Source organism: Pseudomonas sp. PP3, from assembly GCF_905336995.1.
In the GTDB taxonomy this organism is placed as follows: Bacteria; Pseudomonadota; Gammaproteobacteria; order Pseudomonadales; family Pseudomonadaceae; genus Aquipseudomonas; species Aquipseudomonas reinekei.
Window position 1 is genome coordinate 3724591 of sequence record NZ_HG995459.1, and the last position, 22559, is coordinate 3747149.

At 61.2% G+C, this 22559-nt stretch carries 22 protein-coding genes; 10 read left to right on the top strand and 12 right to left on the bottom strand.

Features of this window, described 5'->3' with window-relative positions; translation table 11 throughout:
- The first annotated feature begins 257 nt into the window (after window positions 1-257).
- Together KHO07_RS16815 and KHO07_RS16820 are read left to right on the top strand one after the other, a co-directional pair.
- Window positions 258-998 carry a response regulator gene (locus KHO07_RS16815; protein WP_075949170.1) on the top strand — a complete coding sequence of 247 codons (741 nt, stop codon included), beginning with the start codon at window positions 258-260 and terminating at the stop codon, window positions 996-998.
- Complete coding sequence (locus tag KHO07_RS16820; protein WP_212624941.1) at window positions 995-2305, top strand: HAMP domain-containing sensor histidine kinase; 1311 nt, start codon at window positions 995-997, stop codon at window positions 2303-2305. Before KHO07_RS16815 ends, KHO07_RS16820 begins: the two co-directional genes overlap by 4 nt.
- Before the next feature lie 43 nt (window positions 2306-2348).
- On the opposite strand, the gene KHO07_RS16825 is transcribed toward KHO07_RS16820, so the two are convergent.
- From KHO07_RS16825 to KHO07_RS16840, 4 genes are all read right to left on the bottom strand, one after another.
- Window positions 2349-3974, bottom strand: a complete 1626-nt coding sequence (locus KHO07_RS16825) for a methyl-accepting chemotaxis protein (protein WP_212624942.1) — start codon at window positions 3972-3974, stop codon at window positions 2349-2351.
- Window positions 3975-4334: 360 nt separating this feature from the next.
- Window positions 4335-5096 (bottom strand): putative DNA-binding domain-containing protein, encoded by a 762-nt coding sequence (locus KHO07_RS16830; protein ID WP_212624943.1) that lies wholly within the window; start codon window positions 5094-5096, stop codon window positions 4335-4337.
- The gene (locus KHO07_RS16835; protein WP_212624944.1) at window positions 5089-5928 is read right to left on the bottom strand and encodes a DUF692 domain-containing protein; all 840 of its coding nucleotides are present in this window, start codon (window positions 5926-5928) and stop codon (window positions 5089-5091) included. The genes KHO07_RS16830 and KHO07_RS16835 overlap by 8 nt, the downstream gene beginning before the upstream one ends.
- A 144-nt stretch (window positions 5929-6072) precedes the next feature.
- Window positions 6073-7407 carry an acetamidase/formamidase family protein gene (locus KHO07_RS16840; RefSeq protein ID WP_212624945.1) on the bottom strand — a complete coding sequence of 445 codons (1335 nt, stop codon included), beginning with the start codon at window positions 7405-7407 and terminating at the stop codon, window positions 6073-6075.
- A 441-nt stretch (window positions 7408-7848) separates the two neighbouring features.
- Here KHO07_RS16840 and KHO07_RS16845 point away from each other — a divergent pair, with 441 nt between their 5' ends.
- Both KHO07_RS16845 and KHO07_RS16850 read left to right on the top strand, forming a co-directional pair.
- The gene (locus KHO07_RS16845; protein WP_150733591.1) at window positions 7849-8895 is read left to right on the top strand and encodes a class I SAM-dependent methyltransferase; all 1047 of its coding nucleotides are present in this window, start codon (window positions 7849-7851) and stop codon (window positions 8893-8895) included.
- Window positions 8896-9028: 133 nt separating this feature from the next.
- Window positions 9029-9871: an NAD-dependent protein deacetylase gene (locus tag KHO07_RS16850; RefSeq protein WP_212624946.1), complete on the top strand. Its 843-nt coding sequence runs from the start codon at window positions 9029-9031 to the stop codon at window positions 9869-9871.
- 92 nt (window positions 9872-9963) lie between these two features.
- Here the strand turns inward: KHO07_RS16850 and KHO07_RS16855 are convergent, their stop codons facing one another.
- Complete coding sequence (locus KHO07_RS16855; protein WP_212624947.1) at window positions 9964-10893, bottom strand: LysR family transcriptional regulator; 930 nt, start codon at window positions 10891-10893, stop codon at window positions 9964-9966.
- Window positions 10894-11034: 141 nt separating this feature from the next.
- Between KHO07_RS16855 and KHO07_RS16860 the strand changes: the two genes are divergently transcribed.
- From KHO07_RS16860 to KHO07_RS16870, 3 genes are read left to right on the top strand one after another with little or no spacing between them, the layout of a single operon-like run.
- Complete coding sequence (locus KHO07_RS16860) at window positions 11035-11733, top strand: CoA transferase subunit A (RefSeq protein WP_075949246.1); 699 nt, start codon at window positions 11035-11037, stop codon at window positions 11731-11733.
- Window positions 11734-11769: 36 nt separating this feature from the next.
- Window positions 11770-12435 carry a CoA transferase subunit B gene (locus tag KHO07_RS16865; protein ID WP_054051104.1) on the top strand — a complete coding sequence of 222 codons (666 nt, stop codon included), beginning with the start codon at window positions 11770-11772 and terminating at the stop codon, window positions 12433-12435.
- An 11-nt stretch (window positions 12436-12446) separates the two neighbouring features.
- Window positions 12447-13628 carry an acetyl-CoA C-acetyltransferase gene (locus KHO07_RS16870; protein WP_212624948.1) on the top strand — a complete coding sequence of 394 codons (1182 nt, stop codon included), beginning with the start codon at window positions 12447-12449 and terminating at the stop codon, window positions 13626-13628.
- 242 nt (window positions 13629-13870) lie between these two features.
- Here the strand turns inward: KHO07_RS16870 and KHO07_RS16875 are convergent, their stop codons facing one another.
- A complete protein-coding gene (locus tag KHO07_RS16875; protein WP_212624949.1) occupies window positions 13871-15190 on the bottom strand; it encodes an Nramp family divalent metal transporter in 1320 nt (439 codons plus the stop codon).
- Window positions 15191-15247: 57 nt separating this feature from the next.
- On the bottom strand, window positions 15248-15394 hold the full coding sequence (locus KHO07_RS16880) for a hypothetical protein (RefSeq protein ID WP_212627708.1): 147 nt from the start codon (window positions 15392-15394) through the stop codon (window positions 15248-15250).
- Window positions 15395-15440: 46 nt separating this feature from the next.
- On the opposite strand from KHO07_RS16880, the gene KHO07_RS16885 reads away from it, so the two are divergent.
- Together KHO07_RS16885 and KHO07_RS16890 are read left to right on the top strand one after the other, a co-directional pair.
- Window positions 15441-16229 (top strand): hypothetical protein, encoded by a 789-nt coding sequence (locus tag KHO07_RS16885; protein ID WP_212624950.1) that lies wholly within the window; start codon window positions 15441-15443, stop codon window positions 16227-16229.
- Window positions 16230-16378: 149 nt separating this feature from the next.
- A complete protein-coding gene (locus tag KHO07_RS16890; RefSeq protein WP_212624951.1) occupies window positions 16379-16945 on the top strand; it encodes a hypothetical protein in 567 nt (188 codons plus the stop codon).
- A gap of 3 nt (window positions 16946-16948) precedes the next feature.
- Here the strand turns inward: KHO07_RS16890 and KHO07_RS16895 are convergent, their stop codons facing one another.
- The 4 genes from KHO07_RS16895 to KHO07_RS16910 form a co-directional block, all read right to left on the bottom strand.
- Window positions 16949-17665 carry a dienelactone hydrolase family protein gene (locus KHO07_RS16895; RefSeq protein WP_212624952.1) on the bottom strand — a complete coding sequence of 239 codons (717 nt, stop codon included), beginning with the start codon at window positions 17663-17665 and terminating at the stop codon, window positions 16949-16951.
- Between the two features lie 112 nt (window positions 17666-17777).
- On the bottom strand, window positions 17778-18890 hold the full coding sequence (locus KHO07_RS16900) for a M14 family metallopeptidase (protein WP_212624953.1): 1113 nt from the start codon (window positions 18888-18890) through the stop codon (window positions 17778-17780).
- Between the two features lie 200 nt (window positions 18891-19090).
- Window positions 19091-19870, bottom strand: coding sequence for an ABC transporter substrate-binding protein (locus tag KHO07_RS16905; RefSeq protein ID WP_212624954.1), 780 nt, complete (start codon window positions 19868-19870; stop codon window positions 19091-19093).
- Window positions 19871-20062: 192 nt separating this feature from the next.
- A complete protein-coding gene (locus tag KHO07_RS16910) occupies window positions 20063-20497 on the bottom strand; it encodes a rhodanese-like domain-containing protein (RefSeq protein WP_212624955.1) in 435 nt (144 codons plus the stop codon).
- Window positions 20498-20596: 99 nt separating this feature from the next.
- On the opposite strand from KHO07_RS16910, the gene ftrA reads away from it, so the two are divergent.
- Window positions 20597-21583 carry a transcriptional regulator FtrA gene (gene ftrA / locus KHO07_RS16915; RefSeq protein WP_212624956.1) on the top strand — a complete coding sequence of 329 codons (987 nt, stop codon included), beginning with the start codon at window positions 20597-20599 and terminating at the stop codon, window positions 21581-21583.
- A gap of 82 nt (window positions 21584-21665) precedes the next feature.
- Here the strand turns inward: ftrA and KHO07_RS16920 are convergent, their stop codons facing one another.
- Window positions 21666-22538 (bottom strand): CsgG/HfaB family protein, encoded by an 873-nt coding sequence (locus KHO07_RS16920; RefSeq protein WP_150733579.1) that lies wholly within the window; start codon window positions 22536-22538, stop codon window positions 21666-21668.
- Window positions 22539-22559: the final 21 nt, after the last annotated feature.

Sequence of the window (22559 nt, forward strand, 5' to 3'; positions counted from 1 at the left end):
GGCGGTTGGGCTTGCCTCGATGGAACCTATTTAAAGCCTGCGAGGTATCCCGCATGTGTCGGAAACAGGCGCGGATAAATCGGAAAGTATCTGAGCCGGGCCGGGATACAGAGCGATACAAAACCCCGGAAAAATCGCTTTTTTACGTCTGTGTGTATCCACCAACAAGCCAGATACACTGCAATACAAACCGCTGCGGGCGAGCGGGAAAAGGCTGGGTAGACTGTCGACATCCCCCACATATAGAGGCAAGACCCATGGAACACGTCGACCACATTCTCATCGTTGACGACGACCGCGAGATCCGCGAACTGGTGGGCAACTACCTGAAGAAAAACGGTCTGCGCACCACCGTCGTCGCCGATGGCCGGCAGATGCGGACTTTTCTCGAATCCACGCCGGTGGACCTGATCGTGCTGGATATCATGATGCCGGGCGACGATGGCCTGATGCTCTGCCGCGAGCTGCGTTCGGGAAAACACAAGGCCACGCCGGTATTGATGCTCACCGCCCGTAACGATGAAACCGACCGCATCATCGGCCTTGAGATGGGCGCCGACGACTATCTGGTCAAGCCGTTCGCCGCCCGCGAATTGCTGGCGCGGATCAACGCCGTGCTGCGCCGCACGCGGATGCTGCCCCCCAACCTGGTGGTCACCGAAAGCAGTCGCCTGCTGGCCTTCGGGCGCTGGAAACTGGACACCTCGGCCCGCCACCTGCTCGACGGCGACGGCACCATGGTCGCCTTGAGCGGTGCCGAATACCGCTTGCTGCGGGTGTTCCTCGATCACCCACAGCGGGTGCTCAACCGCGACCAGCTGCTCAACCTGACCCAGGGCCGAGATGCCGATTTGTTTGACCGTTCCATTGATCTGCTGGTGAGCCGCCTGCGCCAGCGACTGCTGGACGATGCCCGCGAACCGGCCTACATCAAGACCGTGCGCAGCGAGGGCTATGTGTTTTCGCTGCCGGTGGAAATCGTCGGTGCGCCAGCATGAACCTGTCGATGCGTTGGCCTCGCACCCTGGCTTCACGGCTGTCGCTGATCTTCCTGATCGGCCTGATCCTCGCCCAGGCGCTGTCCTTCGGTGCGCAGTATTACGAGCGCTACGAAAGCGCGAAAAACACCATGCTCGGCAACCTGGAAACCGACGTCTCGACCTCCATCGCCATCCTTGACCGCTTGCCGGCCGACGAACGCATGCGATGGCTGCAGCAGTTACAACGCACCAACTACGGTTATCTCCTGGGTGAAGGCGCCAACGGTGACCCCATGGACATGGACATGCCCGGCGCGCCGATCGCAATGGCCTCGATCAAGGACGCCATCGGCAAGGATTACCCGATGACCTTCACCGATATTCCGGGGCCGAGAAAGCACTTTCAGGTGCACCTGAAGCTGTCGGACGGCAGCCCGCTGACCATCGATGTGCGGCCTGCGATGGTGCCGCTGTCGCCCTGGCTGCCCATCGTCCTGCTCGGCCAACTGGCGCTGATGATCGCCTGCACCTGGCTGGCCGTACGCATCGCCATTCGCCCCCTCACCCGCCTCGCCGAAGCCGTGGACAACCTTGACCCCAACACCCACCCGGTGCTGCTGGACGAAAAAGGCCCGACCGAAGTGGCCCACGCCGCCAGGGCCTTCAACGCCATGCAGGCGCGCATCGCCGCTTACCTGAAAGAACGCATGCAACTGCTGGCCGCGATTTCCCATGACCTGCAAACGCCGATCACCCGGATGAAGCTGCGCGCCGAGTTCATGGATGACTGCGTGGAAAAAGACAAACTGTGGAGCGACCTCGGCGAGATGGAACACCTGGTGCGCGAAGGCGTGGCTTATGCCCGCAGCGTCCACGGCGCCACCGAAGAAAGTCGCCGTACCGACCTGGACTCGTTCCTCGATAGCCTGGTGTTCGACTATCAGGACGTGGGCAAGGAAGTTCAACTGAGCGGCAAAAGCGCCACCGTCATCGACACCCGCCCTCACGCCTTGCGCCGGGTATTGGTGAACCTGACGGACAACGCCCTGAAATTTGCTGGCGCCGCCGAGTTGCAGGTCGAAAAGAAAGCCGACGGCAGCGTCTCGGTAAAAGTCATGGACCGCGGCCCGGGCATTGCCGAAGCGGAGCTGGCCCAGGTCATGGAACCGTTCTACCGCGTGGAGAACTCGCGTAACCGCAGCACCGGCGGCACCGGGTTGGGGCTGGCGATTGCACAGCAACTGGCGTTGGCGATCGGGGGATCGTTGACGTTAAGTAATCGTGAAGGCGGTGGCTTGTGCGCCGAGCTCAAACTGCGCGGCTGATACCTGTAGGGGGACGCGGCCCCCTACAGATCAGCCTTACACCTTAGATGACAAAGCGCGCCACCAGCGCATTCAAATCCACCGCCAGACGCGACAGTTCATGGGTGGCGGTGCTGGTCTGGTTGGCGCCGGCGGCGGACTGCGTGGCCAGATCGCGAATGTTCACCAGGTTGCGGTCGACTTCGCGAGACACCTGCGCCTGTTCCTCCGAGGCACTGGCGATCACCAGGTTGCGCTCGTTGATCAAATGGATCGACTCGGTGATCTGCTCCAGCGCCACACCGGCGGCGCGGGCCAGTTCCAGGGTGCTCTGGGTACGTTGATTGCTTTGCTGCATCGACGCCACCGCTTCTCCGGTGCCGTTCTGAATGCCGGCGACCATCTTCTCGATTTCCTGGGTCGATTGCGCCGTGCGATGGGCCAACGCCCGAACCTCGTCCGCCACCACCGCAAACCCACGACCGGCTTCACCGGCACGGGCCGCTTCGATGGCCGCGTTCAGCGCCAACAGGTTGGTTTGCTCGGCGATGGCACGGATCACGTCCAGCACCTTGCCGATGTCACGTCCCTGGGTCGCCAGGCCTTCAATCATCAACGAGGTGTTGTGCACGTCATGGGTCATGGTCTGGATCGCATCGACGGTTTCCACCACCCGGTCCCGGCCTTCGCGGGCGGCCTGAGTCGATTGGTTCGAAGCTTCGGAGGTCGATACCGCATTGCGCGCCACTTCTTCCACGGCGGCGGTCATTTCGTTGACGGCGGTGGCGGCCTGCTCGATTTCGTTGTTCTGTTGCTGCAGGCCACGGGACGCATCCTGAGTCACCGCGCTGAGTTCTTCGGCGGCAGTACCCAATTGCGTGGCGGAGCCGGCGATCTGTTCGATGGTTTTACGCAGGCTGGCCTGCATCATGGCCAAGGCGCCGAGCAACCGCGCCGGTTCGTCCTTGCCATCGACGTCGATGACCTTACTCAGATTGCCCTCGGCAATGGTCTGGGCCGCCAGTACGGCGCGGTTCAGCGGCGTGACGATGCTGCGGGTCAACAACCAGGCCAGCAGTACGGTCAACAACGCGGCGATCACGGCGACCACGACGATGCCGATGATGGCGCTGTCGTAGTTGGCACCCGCGGTAGCCGAAGCGCCCTTGGCATCGGCCGTATTGAGGGCCACCAGTTTGTTCAGTTGCTCGCCCATCTGATCGGTGCCGTCCTTGATCCGTGTGTTGATCAGCGCACGCATTTCATCAAGCTTGTTCTGCCGCGACAGCTCCAGCATCTGGGACTGGGCTTGCATGTAATTGTCCAGCGTGGCGGTAAACGTCTTGTACAGCTGCGCTTCTTCGGCCCCGGCCGGTAGCGCGGCGTAACTGGCTTGCGCACTGCGCAGCTTGTCGACCAGCACACCGATGCGCGTCTGGGCTTCCTGCAACGCTGCCGGCTCACGGTTGACCAACACCCGGAACGACAGGATGCGCATGCGCAGGACGTTTTCGGTCATATTGCCCAGGTAGCCGACGCTGGGCAGCTGCGTCAACTCCATGTCGATAGAGGCCTCGCGGATGACAGTCATGCGGTTCACGGCAAACACACCGAGCACGATGACCAGCAGGGCAATGAAGGAAAAACCGAGGAACGCGCGAGGCGCGATATTCAGATTACGCAATGACATAGGACGATACTCGGGTGATGTGGCTGCGAGCGTCCATGCCGTTTTTCTCAAAGGCGGGCATTGGCGCCTCCCCCTTCAGGCCGGCGCCATTGTTGTAATCAACTTGTCTGCGCCTGATGGTTATATCGGCCAGGCTTGAGGTTTATTGCGGGGATTTAGCAAATAATTTTCAAATAGTTAGGACTGTTTCACAGGCGAGACAATTGGGACGGATGTACCCATATTCCACCAACACCTCGCCTCTGTAGGAGCAAGCTTGCTCGCGATAGCTGTGTCTCAGATTGCATCGCTGGCGACTGGCAATCCCTCATCGCGAGCAAGCTTGCTCCTACAGGAGATTCGGTATGGTTCAAGGATGGGTCAGTCAGTGAAGTGACCCACCACACCTTGATCATGCAACTGCCGCAATAGCGCCAAACCGTTATCGAGAAACTCGGCTGAACCGGTCATCCCCGCCTCTTGGGCCAGTGGTTGCAAGTGCCCTCGCCCGGTCAGCCCGGGAAATTCATCGATGCGCTGCAACAACCGAAACGCCAACGGGCTCAATCCGGAAAATTTCACACTGAAATCCAGGTCACGACGCACCAGCAACAACGTCGGCTGATCCGGGGCCACATCGGGCTGAAAATCCCGCCCCAGCAATTGCACCGGCCAGGTATAGGCCAACGGCCACGCCAAGGGTGAAACCTGCAGCGGACGATCCAGCAACGACGCGCCATCGCCAGGGGGCAACGGCTCGGCCTCGGACTGTTGCAGGGCCATTTCCACCCACTCGTAGTGCGCCAGTTCAACCATGAACGGCGGCCACGATCCGTCGGCCAGCGCCGCAGGTTCAGAAGCGAGAAACTCGACGAACTCCTCGGCAATTTCACCGAATTTTGGCGTGTGGGCGCGGTAGTCGCGCAGGAACAGTCGCACCAGTGCCCGCCACTGTTGGTCGCCGAGAATGCTCACCAGCACCGGAAAAGTACCGCTGATCAGCGATGACAGGTTGGCGAACACCAGGTCGCGGTAAACCTGCGCCCGCGCCGGGTCCATCTCGGGCGGCGGCGCGCAGTGATCGGGATCGCGCAGGTAGAGGCCCATGCTGTGTTGCTGTTCATGCAGCGAGCGCTTAGCCACGGCTCACCTCCTCGCTCTGCAACCGGCGGATGGTATTTAATTCGGCAACCAGGTCGGAAAACGCCGGAAAGTTGAAATCCCGCTCCAGCAGGGTCGGTTGCGCGCCGAAACGGGCGTAGGCCTCGCTCAGCAACGACCACACCGCTGGTTTGACCGATGCACCGTGGGTGTCGATCTTCAAGGTATCGGACTCATCGAAATGCCCGGCGATGTGCATCGCCACCACGCGGTTCGAATCGATGCCAGCGAGGAACGTCTGCGGGTCAAAACCATGGTTGATCGAATTGACGTAGACGTTGTTGACGTCCAGCAACAGGTCGCAATCGGCCTCGCGCAGTACGGCGTTGGTGAAGGTCACTTCGTCCATGTCCTGCTGTGGCGCGGCGTAGTAGGAAACGTTTTCCACCGCCAGGCGTCGACCGAGAATGTCCTGAGCCTGACGGATGCGCGCGGCGACGTGATGCACCGCCTCTTCGGTGAAGGGCAACGGCAACAGGTCGTAGAGGTGACCGTCATCGCTGCAATAACTCAGGTGCTCGCTGTACAGCGGCACGTTGTAGTGATCGAGGAAAACCCGCACCTCTTGCAGAAATCCGACGTCCAGCGGCGACGGCCCGCCCAGTGACAGCGACAGGCCGTGACAGGACAACGGATAGCGCTCCGCGAGGGTTCGCAACGCCGCGCCGTGGGCGCCGCCGATGCCGATCCAGTTCTCGGGCGCGACTTCGAGAAAGTCGAAATGGCCGGTCGGGGCGGCCAGCAGGTCCTTCATTAAACCGCGACGCAAGCCGAGCCCGGCGCTGGCCTTGGTGGAAGTGATGGGGGTTTGCATGATGTCGGTCTCAAAGGTTGTCAGTGCGGACTCACAGTTAATCGAAGCGGTGTATCGGCTCTGTGTTGCGCACTCACGGAAAACGGCACAGCGTGTATCGCCAGCGGGTCTGTACACGTTCGAATACAAACCCGCTGGGCAGGGTTACGCCAGGTCGTACTTTTCGCGCACCAGATGGCCAATGCCGATGCGATCCAGCACGTCCATCGGGCACAGGAATGTCACACGCACGGTGCCCGGCAGGCGGCTGATGTCGATGGAACCGGTGATGGTGGCGCGATTGAGCACTTCGTCGTACGGCAGGCCGGTGACGGAAGCGGCGCGTTGCAGGCCGTTCTCCACCGCGAGGTTGAGGTTTTCGCCGCTGCCGAGGAAGGTGATCGGGCCGCTCTGCTCGATCTCGTGCTGGCCCCAACGCTCGCCCAACTCGCGGACTTTGGCCCGTTGCTCGGCGTTCATCGGGCGCGCCATCGGTGGCAGGTCATCGAGGTTTTGCAGGAGGATCGGCCCTTCCAGCGTCAGGTTTTTCACCACCTGCACCACCACTTCGGTTTCCCCGGAGCAATCGGTGGCGTGCCCGGCGATTTCGCCGTTGCCCTGCTGGGCGTGCATGTCGCCCATGTACACCCCGGCACCCGGTACTTTCACCGGGCAGATCAATACGCAGCCTTCGCGGATCGAATTGGTGTCCATGTGGCCGTCGGTCTTGGCCGCGTGCAGTTCTTCGCGGGACATGCCGAAACGGTGTGGTGCGTTGATCAGGTATTGGCCGAAATCGGCGCAGTTGTGCGAATCGGGAAGGTCACGGGACGGCAAAGTGCCGATGTTGCCGAGGAACGGCCGCATGTGCGCCGCGACGCCGGGAATATCGGCACGGGCCAGGGAAAGGATCGAGTGCTGCGCGGCGAACTCCGGCAGTGCCGACATTTGCGAGGCGTTGCCGGCCAGTTGATTGGCGATGTCCTGGTTGACCGTCAGGCTGACCTGGTTCTGCGCATCGAACACGATCACATAGCCGTGACTGAAGCGAAACGCGCTGACTTCGGCATTGCAGTTGTTGCAGCGAATAGCGTCTTCGCCAATGCCTTCGACATGGCTGGCCGGATGCTCGGTGCCGCATTTGGAACAAAATTTGGCGACGAACGGATCGCCGTTGTAGCGCCCTTCAACGAACTTCATCACGCCGGAGGACGTTGCCAGCGACGTCACGCGCATGCTTTTGATCTTGATCGCCACGGCATCGCCGATTTCCGCGCCGACGATGGCCACCGGTTGCGTCACTTCATGGCCACCTTCAAACGCTGGCGTGATCATCGGCCCCCAACAGCCCGGTGGTGTACCGGTAATCAGGGTGCCGCCGTCGGCCAGTGGCCCAAGCATCGTCTGACTCGGGCCGATGATGCCGTTGGTGTAGTGATCGACCCGCAGGCGATTGACCGGCGTAGCGTGGAGAGTGGATTCAGGCACAAGTGTTGTCATTGTGGTCCCCTACAGTGTCAGGAGCGAACGGCCGCCTGATGCGACGACCTGGAAGTGGCGTTGACGCGCGTTTGCAGGCGTCTGACGGTCTTCACAGTTCAGCGCAGGTTTGTATCTGGTCTGTGTTCGGCGGTGGCCATGAATTGCGGGGGACTGTATCGAGAGGCCGTTTAGATACAGTGGGATACAGGCGCATGTCCTGCTTACCAAAAACCTGTGGGAGCCGGCTTGCCAGCGATAGCGGTATGTCAGACAACAAATGTGCTGGCTCTGCCGACCTCTTCGCGGGCAAGCCCGCTCCCACAGGGTCCCGTGTCGGACTAAACTTAATCCACACAGGGCATCCCGATGTCCTGTCCATTCCCACGACCACCGCCCAGCGGCGTATGCCCAGGCAAACGAAGCCTCTGGACCGTGATCCTTTCTGAAGGAGCACACGTGATGGACGAGGCCAGACTCAACGATTTCATGGGCAAACTGGTGAATGACATGGGCGGCGCGGCGATGCTCGCCAACGTCATCCTCGGCGAAGAGCTTGGCCTGTACCGGGCCATGGCCGACAGCCAGCCGATCAGCCCTGAAACACTCGCCGACAAAACCGGCTGCAACCCCCGCCTGGTGCGCGAATGGCTCAGCGCCCACGCCGCTTCCGGCTACATGGAACACCGCGACGGCCAGTTCCGCCTGCCTGAAGAACAAGCCCTGGCGCTGGCCATCGAAGACTCGCCGGTGTACATCGCCGGCGGTATCGGGGTGGTTGCGTCGTTCTTCCACGACAAGGACAAACTGATCAACGCCATGCGCGGCGACGGCGCCCTGCCCTGGGGCGATCACCATCCGTGCATGTTCAGCGGCACCGAACGGTTCTTCCGCCCCGGCTACAAGGCGCACCTGATCGCTGAATGGCTGCCGGCCCTCAGCGGCGTAGTGGCCAAGCTGGAGGAAGGCGCCAAGGTCGCGGACATCGGCTGCGGCCATGGCGCGTCGACGGTGATCATGGCTCAGGCGTTTCCCAATTCGCAGTTCGTCGGTTTCGATTACCACGCGCCCTCCGTCACCGTGGCCACCCAACGCGCTGAAGAAGGTGGCGTGTCCAGCCGTGCGCGGTTTTTCCAGGGCACGGCGAAAGGCTACCCCGGCGATGACTACGACCTGATCTGCTACTTCGACTGCCTGCACGACATGGGCGACCCGGTAGGCGCGGCGAAACACGCATACGCGTCATTGAAAGCGGATGGCTCGGTGCTGCTGGTGGAGCCGTTCGCCAATGACTCGCTCGATGACAACATCACCCCGGTCGGCCGGTTGTTCTACGCCGCCTCGACCTTTATCTGCACACCCAATTCGCTGTCCCAAGAAGTGGGCCTCGGTCTCGGTGCGCAAGCGGGTGAGGCGCGGTTGCGCAAGGTATTCACCGAGGCCGGGTTCTCGAGTTTCCGCCGGGCCACGGAAACGCCTTTCAACCTGATACTCGAAGCACGCAAATGACACCGGACCTGCAGGAGCAGGCCAGCTGGCGATGGCGTCCTCAAGATCACCATCGCCAGCAAGCCGGCTCCTACAGGGGCTAGCGGCAAAATGCTAATCTGCTTGCACTCGTTGCCCATGCGGAGTGCTGAACATGCTCGACAGCCTTATCCACGAACAACTTGACCGGCTCCAGCAGCTCATGGCCGACAAGCCGTTCGTTGTCCTGACCGGCGCCGGCATCAGCACCCCGTCGGGCATTCCGGACTATCGCGACAACCAGGGTGTGCGACGTGGCCGGCAACCGATGATGTATCAGGAATTTCTTTCCGCCGCCGAGTCCCGTCGACGCTATTGGGCTCGGGCGATGCTCGGCTGGCCGCGGGTGCGTCAGGCGCAACCGAACGTGGCCCACGAGACACTGGCCCGTTTGCAGAGCACCCGGCAGATCAGCGAGCTGATCACCCAAAACGTCGACACCCTGCACGATCAGGCCGGCAGCCACGACGTCATCGAACTGCACGGCAGCCTGCACCGGGTGCTGTGCCTGGACTGCGGAAAGCGCAGCGAACGGGATTCGATCCAGCGCCTGATGGAAACCCAGAATCCATACCTCGCGGGCGTGGACGCGGTGCAGGCGCCGGACGGTGACACCCTGCTCGATCCGGCGTTCGAGGCACGCTTTCAAGTGCCGCATTGCCCGCATTGCCGAGGTGAACGTATGAAACCGGACGTGGTGTTTTTCGGTGAGAACGTTGCGCAGGCCACGGCTGCCAAAGCGATGGCCGCGGTGGAACATGCCGCCGGGTTGCTGGTGATCGGCTCGTCACTGATGGCGTACTCGGCGTTTCGCCTGTGCCGCGCGGTGGTGGATCAAGGCAAACCGCTGCTGGCGATCAACCTGGGCAAGACCCGGGCGGATGAGATTCTGGATATGAAGATCGAAATGTCCTGCGAGCAGCTTTTGCCCCTGTTGGCCCAACGCCTCTCCTCCTGATTAACCCACCACCCTGTAGGAGCCGGCTTGCTGGCGATAGGAGATTGACCCTTGCGCCATCTGGGCGGACGCCATCGCCAGCAAGCCGGTCCCTACAGGATTGGCGTCATCCGCAAAGTTGTAGCGGGCTCCAAACGTGGACCCAGGCTTTCTTCCTTGAGAATATCGAACAGTGCCTGCGCCGCCGCCGACAGTTCCCCCCCAGGATTGGTCAGCACGCCAATCGCCCGCTCAACCACCGGGTCGCGCAAGGTGATGCAGCGTGCGCCCAGCTCACGCATCTGCCCGGCACACAACGCCGGCACCGCGCTCACGCCTAGTCCGCTGGCGACCATCCGCCCGACTGTCGCCAGTTGATGGCTCTCGAACTCCACCGGCAGCTTCATGCCCCGTGCCTGCAAGTGCTCCTCCAGCATCACCCGCACCGTCGATGGGCGTTGCAAGGTGATGAACGGCTCCTTGAGCAACGTCTGCCAGTCGATTTCATCCCGCTCCACCAGCGGCGAATCATGGGGCACCACCGCGACAAAACGGTCGATGTACAACGGCGTGAATTGCAGCGACGAACTCTGGGTCGGCTCGAATGCCACGCCCAACTCCACCTGGCGGTCGCGGACCATTTCCAGCACGTGCTCGTTGATCACGTCGTTGACCGTGACGTTGACTTTCGGATACCGGGCGCGGAATGTCTTGAGGATCGGTGGCAGCAGGTTGCCGGCAAACGATGGCATGGCGGCCAGGGTCACGCGACCGCGCTGAAGGGTAAACCGTTGGCGCAATTCGTCCTCGGCATTGTCCCAATCGGCAATCAAGCGGCGCGCCAGCGGCACCAGGGACTCACCCTCGGCAGTCAACGCCACGTTACGTGTGTTGCGCGTGAACAGCCGACCGCCCAGCCCCTCCTCCAACGCCTTGATCGTCAGGCTCAAGGCCGATTGCGAAAGGTGCAGGCGCTCGCAGGCCACGGCGAAACTCAGGCTCTGGGCCACGGCCAGGAAGGCGCGGATCTGCTTGACTGTCATAATCGTTGCCTCCAAAGCGGTGCATTATTGAGATTTATCTATCAATCAACATTAAAAATCAACTTAACAAATTAATCTCACAGCGTGACACTCAACCCCATTCGGCTAGCCAGCCGCCCACAAAGAATAAAAGAGGTGCATATGGCAGGTTTCGACAAGCGTGTGAGTTCCTACGAGGAAGCTCTGGCAGGTCTTGAAGACGGCATGACCGTGATCGCCGGCGGCTTCGGCCTGTGCGGGATCCCGGAGAACCTGATCGCCGAGATCAAGCGCAAAGGGACTCGCGACCTCACCGTGGTTTCCAACAACTGCGGCGTCGACGGTTTCGGCCTTGGCGTGCTGCTGACCGACCGCCAGATCAGCAAAGTCGTCGCCTCCTACGTCGGCGAAAACAAGTTGTTCGAAGAACAACTGCTCAAGGGCGAAATCGAAGTCATCCTGACCCCGCAAGGCACCCTCGCCGAAAAAATGCGCGCAGGCGGCGCCGGCATCCCGGCTTTCTTCACCGCCACCGGCGTCGGCACCCCGGTTGCCGAAGGCAAGGAAGTACGCGAATTCAATGGCCGCAAGTACCTGATGGAAGAGTCCATCACCGGTGACTTTGCCATTGTCAAAGGCTGGAAAGCCGACCATTTCGGTAACGTGATCTATCGCCACACCGCGCAGAACTTCAACCCGCTGGCCGCCACCGCCGGCAAAATCACCGTGGTCGAAGTCGAAGAAATCGTCGAACCCGGCGAGCTGGACCCGTCGCAGATCCACACCCCAGGCATCTACGTCGACCGGGTCATTTGCGGCACGTTCGAAAAGCGCATCGAACAGCGCACCGTGCGTAAGTGATCCCCTGCCCCCGGACCGAATGAAGGAATAACAACAATGGCACTTTCCCGCGAACAAATGGCTCAACGCGTCGCCCGCGAAATGCAGGACGGCTTTTACGTGAACCTGGGCATCGGCATTCCCACCCTGGTCGCCAACTACATCCCCGAAGGCATGGAAGTCATGCTGCAGTCGGAAAACGGCCTGCTGGGCATGGGTCCGTTCCCGACCGAAGAAACCATCGATGCCGACATGATCAACGCCGGCAAACAAACCGTGACCGCCCGTATCGGCGCTTCGATCTTCTCCTCGGCCGAATCCTTCGCGATGATCCGCGGTGGCCATGTCGACCTGACCGTGCTGGGCGCGTTCGAAGTGGACGTCGAGGGCAACATTGCTTCGTGGATGATCCCGGGCAAACTGGTCAAGGGCATGGGCGGCGCGATGGACCTGGTGGCCGGCGCCGACAACATCATCGTCATCATGACCCACGCGTCCAAGGACGGTGAGTCCAAGCTCTTGTCCAAGTGCAGCCTGCCACTGACCGGTGCCGGTTGCATCAAACGTGTGCTGACCGATCTGGCTTACCTGGAAATCGAAAACGGCGCGTTCATTCTGAAAGAGCGCGCACCGGGTGTCAGCGTCGAAGAGATCGTCGCCAAGACTGCCGGTAAACTGATCGTGCCGGACCACGTGCCGGAAATGCAGTTCGCTGCCCAGTGAGGAATCATTCCATGCAAGAAGTCGTCATTGTTGCCGCCACGCGCACCGCGATCGGCAGTTTCCAGGGTTCGCTGGCCAATGTGTCCGCCGTGGACCTGGGCGCGGCCGTTATCCGCCAACTGCTGGCACAAACCGGGCTCGACCCTGCGCAGGTCGATGAAGTGATCATGGGCCAGGTGTTGACCGCCGGCGCCGGGCAGAACCCTGCGCGCCAGGCCTCGATCAAGGCCGGCCTGCCCTTCGCCGTACCGGCCATGACCCTGAACAAGGTTTGCGGCTCGGGGCTGAAAGCCCTGCATCTGGGTGCCCAGGCGATTCGCTGCGGCGATGCCGAGGTGATCATCGCCGGCGGCCAGGAAAACATGAGCCTGTCCAACTACGTCATGCCCGGTGCGCGCACCGGTCTGCGCATGGGTCACGCGCAAATCGTCGACACCATGATCAGCGACGGCCTGTGGGATGCGTTCAACGATTACCACATGGGCATCACCGCCGAGAATCTGGCCGAGAAATACAGCCTGAGCCGTGAGCAGCAGGACGCGTTTGCCGCCGCCTCGCAGCAGAAAGCCGTGGCCGCCATCGAAGCCGGGCGCTTCGTCGATGAAATCACCCCGATCCTGATCCCGCAGCGCAAGGGCGATCCGCTGTCCTTCGCCACCGACGAGCAGCCACGGGCCGGCACCACTGCCGAATCCTTGGGCAAACTCAAGGCTGCGTTCAAGAAGGACGGTTCGGTGACCGCCGGCAACGCCTCTTCGCTGAATGACGGCGCGGCGGCCGTGATCCTGATGAGTGCGCAGAAAGCCAAGGCCCTGGGCCTGCCGGTACTGGCAAAAATCGCCGCTTACGCCAACGCAGGCGTCGACCCGGCAATCATGGGCATCGGCCCGGTGTCGGCCACTCGCCGTTGCCTGGACAAGGCCGGTTGGTCCATCGACCAGCTGGACCTGATCGAAGCCAACGAAGCCTTCGCCGCGCAATCGCTGGCCGTGGCCAAGGACCTGGAATGGGACTTGAACAAGGTCAACGTCAACGGCGGTGCCATCGCCCTCGGCCACCCGATCGGTGCCTCCGGTTGCCGCGTGCTGGTCACCCTGCTGCATGAAATGCTCAAGCGTGACGCCAAGAAATGCCTCGCCACCCTGTGCATCGGTGGCGGTCAGGGCGTGGCCTTGGCGCTCGAACGAGCGTAAAGCGTTCAACAGGCTGCGCGGGGACCCACGAAGATCCGCTGCAGTCTGATAACACCCCCGGTTCCGTGGCGAGATGGCATCTTTGTAGGAGCCGGCTTACTGGCGATAGCGGCATGTCAGTCGACATCATTGTTGACAGATGCACCGCGATCCCTAGCAAGCTGGCTCCTACAGGGTTGTCCCCGCGCTTCAGACCGGGTTCTTTTTGCCGGGTCCGCGCGCTTGCAATGAGGCCAGAACATTCACCCCAGAAACTGCAGAATCAACCAGCTATTCGCCCCACTGATCAGCACAAACAACCCCCACGCCAACACCCGCGTCGGCAGCCTGTTCACCAACGGTCCCATCAACTGGCGGTCATTGGTCATGCGAATCAGCGGATACAACGCAAACGGCAGCTGCAAGCTCAATACCACCTGACTCAACACCAGCAACTTGCCGATCGCATCGTCGCCCATCAGCCAGACACCGATGAATGCCGGTATCAGCGCCAGTCCGCGGGTAATCAAACGCCGTTGCCAGCACGGCAGGCGCAGGTTCAGGAAACCCCCCATGATCACCTGGCCGGCGATGGTGCCGGTGAAGGTCGAACTCTGCCCTGAAGCCAACAGCGCGACGCCGAACAACACACTCGCCAACGCCCCGCCCACCAAGGGATCGAGCAAATGATAGGCGTCCTGGATGTCCACCACGTCGCTATGCCCGGTCTGGTGAAAGGCCGCCGCCGCGAGGATCAGGATCGCCGCGTTGACCATCAGCGCCAATGCCAGCGAGCCGATGGTGTCGATGCGTGCCAGTTTCACCGCATCCTGTTTGCTGGCCAGGTCCTTGCCGATCAACCGGGTTTGCACAATCGAGGTGTGCAGGTACAGGTTATGCGGCATCACCGTAGCCCCAAGGATGCCGATGGCCAGGTACAACGGCGCCGCATCACTGATGGCCGACAGTGATGGCTTGAAGCCTTGGGCGACCTCCGGCCAGTAGGGTTTGATCAACAGCAACTCGACAAAAAAACAGGCGCCGATGGTCGCCACCAGCACCAGCATGATCGCTTCAAGTCGACGAAAACCACGGTTCTGCAAGGCCAGCACCAGCAAGGTGTCGAAGGCCGTGAGGGCGATACCGAAGGTCAGCGAACAGCCCAGCAATAAATGGAAAGCCAGGGCACAACCGAGCACTTCGGCAAGGTCGGTGGCGATGATCGAGATTTCCGCCAACACCCATTGGGTGCGTGCGGTCCGTTTGCTGTAGCGCTCGCGGCACAATTGCGCCAGGTCACGCCCGGTGGCGATGCCCAAGCGCGAGCACAGGCATTGCACCACCATCCCCGCCAGGCTCGCCAACAGCACCACGAACAACAGGCTGTAGCCAAACCGTGACCCGGCCTCGATGGCGGTGGCCCAGTTGCCCGGGTCCATGTAACCGATGGACACCAGCAAGCCGGGACCGGCAAAGCGCAGAACTCGCTTGAAGAATGACGCGCCGGGGTCCACGGCGACGGAGCCCGCCACTTCCGGCGGGCAAAACGGCGCTGTGCCGATTTTGGGCAAACTGAATTTCACACGATGATCCATCAACAGGTGGGAAGGCGCAGGGTCGCCGGTAGATCATCGCAAACTTTATGGGGCGATGCCCAGCAACTGCTGGTGCAGTTCGGGTTGCCGGGCGCGCGGATCGAGCCAGAAGGCGAAAAACGCTTGAGCCAATTGCAGAAAACTGGCGATATTTTTGTATACAAAATCACATAATCTATAGCGCAATTTCATCACTGCAATGTTACCGTTGCTACCTCACACCGATGGAGATGTGCGCGTGTTGATCCTCAAACTGCTGGTGATTCCGGGTTTCCTGCTGCTGATATCCCTGGCCGGAAAACGCTGGGGACCCAGCGTGGCGGGTTGGTTGTCCGGGTTGCCGGTGGTGGTCGGGCCGATCCTGTTTTTCCTCGCCATTGAACAAGGCGAGGCATTCGCCGCCCAATCGGCCATGGCAGCCCTGTCGGCCATGTTCGCCATGATTGCCTTTTGCGTGACTTACGCGCAGGTCTGCCAACGCACGGGATGGCCGCTGGCATTGACGGTTTCACTGATGGTCTGGGCTGTGATTGCCGTGGTGTTGTCGCTGATGACGCCGTCGTTGCTGTTATCAGTGCTCGCCGCCGCGACCGCTCTTTTGGCCGCGCCTTACCTGTTTCCTTCCGTGCAGCCGGTCCTTGCCGGCCCGGCATCGAAGTCCGACAAATTGCTGCTGCGCATGGTCGCCGGCGCCCTGCTCACCCTGGCTGTTACCTGGCTGGCCAGCACCGTCGGCGACCGTTGGAGCGGCCTGCTCGCGGTGTTCCCGGTGCTGGGCAGTGTGATGGCGGTGTTCTCCCAACAAACCCGCGGCCCGGCATTTACCGCCGTGCTGCTGCGGGCGACAACCACCGGCATGTATTCGTTTTCGGCGTTCTGCCTGGTGGTGACATTGACCTTGCCCCGCATGGGCATGATCGGCTTCGGCCTCGGTGTCGCCGTCTCGGTGGCCATGCTCGGGGTCACCCGGCGCCTGCTGGCAAAACCGGTGCCGAGCGCGCCATCTTCAACAATTTCAAACGGGTAGATCATCGGCCCCGTACGTCAATCGAACGGGCTCGCCCACCATCGGCCTCAGTTCAAACCACGCGACCGTCCGTTACCCCGCACTGGAATGCCTCACAACCTCCATGGGATGATCGCCCCCCATTGCGCGACCATCCCTGGAGATTTCGAATGTCACTGTTGAGTAAAAAAGCCGTTGTCCTGTTGCTGGCAGCGGCTGCCAGCCTGGGGGCTTTGAGTGCGCAGGCGGCGAAGGCGCCCGCCAAGGACGCGGCGCAGAAGGTCTCGATGCTCGGCGGCAAGTTCACGTTCACCCTGCCCAAGGGTTTCGTCGCCAATGCACTGCCAACCAGCCCTACCGGCGCAAGCGGCACCATGTACGCCAACGAAGCCACCAAAACGGTGGTGATTGCCGCAGAAAACAATTTGCCGGAAGGCGTCAAGGTCAAGGATAACGACGGCGAATTTCTGGACGGCACAGCGGCCGATTTCGACTCGGCACAACGCAAGGCGCTACCGGATTACAACAAGCTGAGTGAGAAAAGCCTGACCCTGAAGAGCACTGGCCTGGGCCTGCGCCAGGTGGACAGCACCGCCACCCAGGGCGGCGGCCAGACCCTCAACACCACACTGATGGGTGCGTCCGGCGGCCGCATGACCGTGGTTCAGGTCATTTCCCGCCCGGGCGACATGGCCGCCCACGAAACGCTGATCAAGCAGATCGTCAGCGGCAAGTAAGTCTCAGGGATTGAGGCGCTGCAGCCAGGCGTTCAAATCCTGAATCTCTTCGGCACTGATGCTATGACCGACACCCTGGTAGGTGTGAAACTCGGGCTCGAGTGAAATGCTCTGCAACAGGCTGTTGGCTTCGGTGCCGTCGCTATAAGGCAGACTTTTGTCCGCCGTGCCATGACCGATGAAAATCGCTAGCGACTGACGCTTTTCATCCGGTATCAATTCAGACCGGAGCACCGGCAGAATCCGCCCGCTCAACGCGGCAATCCCGCCCACAGAGTCGGGATGGCGCAGGGCGACCTCATAGGACATGATCGCGCCCTGGCTGAACCCCACCAGGAACACCTTGTCCGGTTGTGTGTGATATTTCTCTGTCGCCTGGGTGACGAAATCCAGCAACAGCTGGCCGCTGGACTTCAGATCATCCGTCTCGCCGTTGTAGGCACCTTCACCTTTTTTGCGAAACCACTGATAGCTGCCCTCCTGCATCACCCTCGGCGCCCGCACCGACAGGTAGGTGTATTGCTTTGGCAATTCGTCCTTGATGCCAAACAGATCCTGCTCGTTACTGCCGTAACCGTGGAGGAAAATCACCAGGGGTTGATCGCGGGATTCGGGGGTGGCCTGCGCCAGGTATTTGAGCGGCAGATCGGTTTGCAGCGGGGTTTGAGCGTGAACAGCGGCGGATGCCAGCAGCGTGAGCAGAGCGAGAATCTTCAACATAAGCCTTCCTTCACAGTGCGCAGGATTCGAAGAGGAGCCTAACACTGTGAAGCAGGCCGAAGCATCTCGGGTGTAGCGATGAGGCCTTTTGCGGCACCGACGAACATCCTGCTCAATCGTTGATCAGCTTGCCCGCCCGAATCGGCTCACGCCCCGCCACTTTCGCCTGCCACGTCCCTGGCTGCGTATAACGCCCGCGATCAATGGCAAACAGCACGCCGCTGGTGCCAGCGCGCACGGTGGTGACTTGATCGTTCAACGGGTCAACCACTTCAAACAGTGCATCACCCTTCTCCACCCATTCCCCGGCCTCGCGCAGGAAACTGACCACCCCGTGATGCGGTGCGAACAGGTACTCGGTGCCTTCAAACGGCATGCCTTCACAACATTCGCCCGGCGCCGCCGGCCATTGGCCCCGGATGAAGCCCTGTTCGGCGAGAAAGCCCAGAATCGCCTCACAATTGGCTTGCGCCTGCGCAACCCGAGTGTCGCCCATGCTGCCCAGCTCCAGGGTGGTCGCCAGGTTAGCCGCTGGAATCGCCGCCTCAGGGAACGCTCGGGCCAGGCGCAACCATGGCGAAGAGCAAGACTCATCGAATGAACTGCCGCCGGAGTCCTCGCACAGCAACGCTACGCCCGCCTTCAAACGTGCGGCCAGGGATTGCCACTGCGGCCAGTGTTGCGGCAGCGCATACACATGAATGGCCGCCTCGAAATCGCAATGCAGATCGAGGGTGATGTCAGCATCGCAGGCATGGCGCAGCAACAGACGATGCAGGGCTTCGAGCTGTGAAGCCGGCGCCGGCAAGCCATCGAGCACCTGGCCCATGGTCTGGCGGATCAGTGCGATGTTCGCCTCCGCCTCGCTGCCCAGCCGATCACCGATCAACTGCGCCACCGGTGCACTGAGCTCAACGAACGAGCGGTTGAAGTTCTTGCCGCTGCCCAGTTCGAAGCGGCCCATGTGACTGCCTTGCAAGTGCTGATCGAGCCCGATGGGGTTGGCCACCGGCACCAGTTCGATCACACCTTGCAGTTGCCCCTGGCTCTCAAGTTCAGCCAGGCGCTTTTTCAGTTCCCAGGCCGTGCGCATGCCCGGCAGTTCGTCTGCGTGCAGGCTGGCCTGGATGTAGACCTTACGAGTCCCCGCGCCATAACGAAACACACTGAGGGTGCGCTCGGTACCGAGGTGGCTCCAGGGCAGTGAGTGGTCGATGCGTTGCATGGCAGAACTCCAGAATCAAGGCCATTGAGATCACTGTGGGAGCGAGCTTGTTCGCGATGACGGTGTATCAGACGCTGATGCAGTGACTGATAAAGTCGCAATCGCGGGCACGCTCGCTCCCACAGGTTTCTCGTTTCACGAAAAAGAGCGCGTAAAAAAGTGGCCACCGCGTGAACGGGGCCACTTTTCTCTACGGCGTATTAATGGCCGTACACGTCAAAGGCGAAGTACTTGTCTTGCACTTGCTTGTACTTGCCATTGGCGCGGATTTCAGTGATGGCGGTGTTGAATTTGTCCGCCAGCTCTTTATCACCCTTGCGCACCGCAATACCGGCGCCGCCACCGAAGTACTTGGCATCTTCATAAGTCGGGCCGACGAAGGCAAAACCTTTACCGGCGTCGGTCTTCAGGAAACCGTCGTCCAGGTTGACCGAGTCGGCCAGCAGCGCGTCAACACGGCCGGAGACCATGTCCAGGTTGGCTTCCTGCTGGGAACCGTAACGCACCAGCTCAATACCGGCCGGCACCAGCACTTCGGTGGCGAAGCGGTCGTGGGTACTGGCGCGCAGTACACCAACCTTCTTGCCTTTGAGTTCGGTCAGCGGATCCTTGATGTCGGTGCCTGCCTTCATCACGAAGCGCGCCGGCGTGTGGTAGTACTTGATGGTGAAATCGACGTTCTTCTTGCGATCATCAGTGATGGTCATGGACGACAGGATCGCGTCGATTTTCTTGACCTTCAGTGCCGGGATCAGGCCGTCGAACTCTTGCTCGACCCAGGTGCACTTCACTTTCATCTGCTCGCACAGCGCGTCGCCGATGTCGACGTCGAAGCCAGTCAGCTTGCCGTCAGGGGTTTTCATCGAGAATGGCGGGTAACCGGCTTCGATACCGATGCGGATCGGCTTGGCGTCTTCGGCCACGGCGGTCAGGGACAACATCGACAGTGCCAGGGCACCGAACATCACTAGCTTCTTCATTTATAACTCCTGTGTGCGGAGGCTTTTATTGGCAGCTTCGAGTGGCAACTTTCGGTCGCAGCGTGTGGCTGACAAGGACCGAAGTGGCCGGCAGTCTATGGTGGCTTCAGCCACGTCAATTGTTTCGAAGCGACAAATAAATATAAAAAAAGGCCAGGATGTTGCGGTGACGCTGGATGACTAATTAAAAAATCAACATTCGCATCCGATCACATGATTCACCGGCTGCGACGTCGCAACGTTTAACGCGAACCCTTCATCCAGCCAGCCGGTCACGCCGCCGATCATCTCCTTGACCGGGTAACCCAGCGCCGCCAGTTTCACTGCCGCTTTGTTCGCGCCATTGCAATGCGGGCCGGCGCAATAGACCACGAACAGACTGGTTTTCGGATAAGTCGCCAGGCGCTCAGCGTTGAGCAGCCGCCCCGGAATATTGATCGCCCCCGGTACATGCCCCCGCTCGAACGCCAGCGGACCGCGCACATCGACCAGAACAAAATCCACCACGCCAGCCGCCTGGCTGCCATGAACGTCGGAACAATCGGTTTCAAAGGTCAGACGATTGCTGAAGTGCATCAGGGCAATGGCCGAGGGGGCTGCAGGAATTTCACGGACCAGGCTGGTCATGGGTTGTGCTCCAGAGTTTTGGGGTGTGAACAGACTTTATCTGCCTGTCACTTGCGGCTAAAGTGGCGCACAAGACACTAACCGGGAACTTTCCGCCAAATGCAGCCCACCCCTGGATTGGTCGCGATTCTGGCCTACGACGGCCTCTGCACCTTCGAGTTCGGCATCGCCGTGGAGATCTTCGGGCTCGCGCGGCCGGAGTTCGATTTCCCTTGGTACAGCCATCAGATCGCAGCCGTCGATCAAGGCCCCATGCGCGCCATGGGCGGTATTCAAGTGCTGGCCGATGGCGGCCTGGAGTTGCTGGAGCAGGCGCGGACCATCATCATTCCCGGCTGGCGTGACCGCAACGCCGCCGTGCCCGACGCACTACTCGCCGCCCTGCGCCAGGCCCACGCCCGGGGCGCACGTTTGTTGTCGATCTGTTCGGGCGTCTTCGTGCTGGCTGCCACCGGTTTACTCGACGGGCGCAGCGCGACCACCCACTGGCGCTATACCCGCGAACTGGCGGAACGTTTTCCTAATATTCTGGTGGACCCGGACGTGCTGTATGTCGACTCGGGCCAGATGATTACCTCTGCCGGCAGCGCGGCCGGCATCGATGCTTGCCTGCATCTGGTGGCGCGGGATTTCGGCACGCAGGTGGCCAACTCGGTGGCCCGGCGTCTGGTGATGTCACCGCAACGCACCGGTGGCCAGGCGCAGTTCATTCCGACACCGGTCAGCCCGACCCCACGCAGCGATCTTTCCCGCGTCATGCAGTGGGCGCGCGAGCGTCTGCATGAACCACTGGAAGTGCGCGACCTGGCCAGCGAAGCGGCGATGAGCGAACGCACATTTTTGCGGCGCTTCAGCGAGGCCAGCGGGCAGTCGCCGAAAACGTGGCTGCAACATGAACGGTTGGGGCGTGCGCGTGAGTTGCTGGAAAGCACCGACCACAATACCGAGCAGATTGCCCTGCGCTGTGGTTATCGGTCGGTGGAAAGCTTTCGGGTGGCGTTTCGGAATGTGGTTGGAGTGCCGCCTTCGGTGTATCGGGAGCGGTTTGGGCAGGACCAGGGTTTTCACCAGGATCCTCTCTGCTGACTGCCCGGCCGCTATCGCCAGCAAGCCGGCTCCTACCGTTTGGCATGCGGGCGAACCCGGTCGGCCCGAAGGCCGCCTCGGTTTACTCGTCCGAACCCTCACCCTCAGGCGTCACTCTGTTCTGCGTCAGATAACGATCCAGCGTCTCATTCTGCACAGGCTGCGAGTTATCCCCGGCAACCTGCCACAAACGCCGCTCGATCCCCTGCGCCAGCAAATGCCCCACCGCCGATTCGATCGCCGACAGCACACACAGTTGCGCCGGTTCGTTGGTGGTGTAGCCGACCTCGGCCTCGAGCAGTTTCTTGAACTCGATGAACTTGAACACACCGGCACTGCGGCCCACGGAGTAGATGGTCTTGCTGGTCATCACGTTGGCCAGTATCTGCCCGCTGCGCACGTCCACCGCCCGCAGGTTTACCGTCACCTGATCCACCCGATACTCGCGGGAAATGTCGATGCCCAGGTAGCGCGCGCCTTCCCCGCCGCTCTTGACGTTGGTGTCGTAGGCGATGACCCCGCCTTCGAGCATCATGTTCGCCGCTTGCAGCGGTGGCAGTTCAGCCTGGATGTTCACCGGGGTGTTGGGCTTTTTCTGCGACGCGCGGATGATCTTGCGCTCGGTCAGCAGGTTCTGCAGCCCTTCCCGTTCCAGCACCACGAACCAGCCGCTGGCCTGCATGGCATCCATCAGCATGCTCGCCGCGCCCTGGGTGACGCTGGTGGAGAACGAGCTGGCAGGGGTCGGTTTGTATTGTCCGGTCTGGTCACGGAAACCATACACCACCGCCATCAGCCGGCCTTTGGGCCGCGGCATGTTGATCAAGTCGTAATAGGTAGACGCCCGAGGTGTCAGGGTCGGCGTTTCGGTGTCCTGCTCGGCGCCGATCGGCTCGCGCAGGCTGCAGCCTTGAAGTGCTGCCAACAACATCCCTAGCAAAATTATCTTTTTCATGTCCGTCGCTCCCCGTCAGCC

What these genes read in the sequence shown, in the direction of transcription:
- KHO07_RS16845 (WP_150733591.1), top strand. Translation starts at nt 7,849, where the DNA reads ATGGACGAGGCCAGACTCAACGATTTCATGGGCAAACTGGTGAATGAC.
- KHO07_RS16920 (WP_150733579.1), bottom strand. Translation starts at nt 22,538, where the DNA reads ATGAAAAAGATAATTTTGCTAGGGATGTTGTTGGCAGCACTTCAAGGC.
- KHO07_RS16865 (WP_054051104.1), top strand. Translation starts at nt 11,770, where the DNA reads ATGGCACTTTCCCGCGAACAAATGGCTCAACGCGTCGCCCGCGAAATG.
- KHO07_RS16815 (WP_075949170.1), top strand. Translation starts at nt 258, where the DNA reads ATGGAACACGTCGACCACATTCTCATCGTTGACGACGACCGCGAGATC.
- KHO07_RS16880 (WP_212627708.1), bottom strand. Translation starts at nt 15,394, where the DNA reads ATGAAATTGCGCTATAGATTATGTGATTTTGTATACAAAAATATCGCC.
- KHO07_RS16895 (WP_212624952.1), bottom strand. Translation starts at nt 17,665, where the DNA reads ATGTTGAAGATTCTCGCTCTGCTCACGCTGCTGGCATCCGCCGCTGTT.
- KHO07_RS16850 (WP_212624946.1), top strand. Translation starts at nt 9,029, where the DNA reads ATGCTCGACAGCCTTATCCACGAACAACTTGACCGGCTCCAGCAGCTC.
- KHO07_RS16890 (WP_212624951.1), top strand. Translation starts at nt 16,379, where the DNA reads ATGTCACTGTTGAGTAAAAAAGCCGTTGTCCTGTTGCTGGCAGCGGCT.
- ftrA (WP_212624956.1), top strand. Translation starts at nt 20,597, where the DNA reads ATGCAGCCCACCCCTGGATTGGTCGCGATTCTGGCCTACGACGGCCTC.
- KHO07_RS16905 (WP_212624954.1), bottom strand. Translation starts at nt 19,870, where the DNA reads ATGAAGAAGCTAGTGATGTTCGGTGCCCTGGCACTGTCGATGTTGTCC.
- KHO07_RS16860 (WP_075949246.1), top strand. Translation starts at nt 11,035, where the DNA reads ATGGCAGGTTTCGACAAGCGTGTGAGTTCCTACGAGGAAGCTCTGGCA.
- KHO07_RS16835 (WP_212624944.1), bottom strand. Translation starts at nt 5,928, where the DNA reads ATGCAAACCCCCATCACTTCCACCAAGGCCAGCGCCGGGCTCGGCTTG.
- KHO07_RS16910 (WP_212624955.1), bottom strand. Translation starts at nt 20,497, where the DNA reads ATGACCAGCCTGGTCCGTGAAATTCCTGCAGCCCCCTCGGCCATTGCC.
- KHO07_RS16825 (WP_212624942.1), bottom strand. Translation starts at nt 3,974, where the DNA reads ATGTCATTGCGTAATCTGAATATCGCGCCTCGCGCGTTCCTCGGTTTT.
- KHO07_RS16820 (WP_212624941.1), top strand. Translation starts at nt 995, where the DNA reads ATGAACCTGTCGATGCGTTGGCCTCGCACCCTGGCTTCACGGCTGTCG.
- KHO07_RS16840 (WP_212624945.1), bottom strand. Translation starts at nt 7,407, where the DNA reads ATGACAACACTTGTGCCTGAATCCACTCTCCACGCTACGCCGGTCAAT.
- KHO07_RS16870 (WP_212624948.1), top strand. Translation starts at nt 12,447, where the DNA reads ATGCAAGAAGTCGTCATTGTTGCCGCCACGCGCACCGCGATCGGCAGT.
- KHO07_RS16855 (WP_212624947.1), bottom strand. Translation starts at nt 10,893, where the DNA reads ATGACAGTCAAGCAGATCCGCGCCTTCCTGGCCGTGGCCCAGAGCCTG.
- KHO07_RS16900 (WP_212624953.1), bottom strand. Translation starts at nt 18,890, where the DNA reads ATGCAACGCATCGACCACTCACTGCCCTGGAGCCACCTCGGTACCGAG.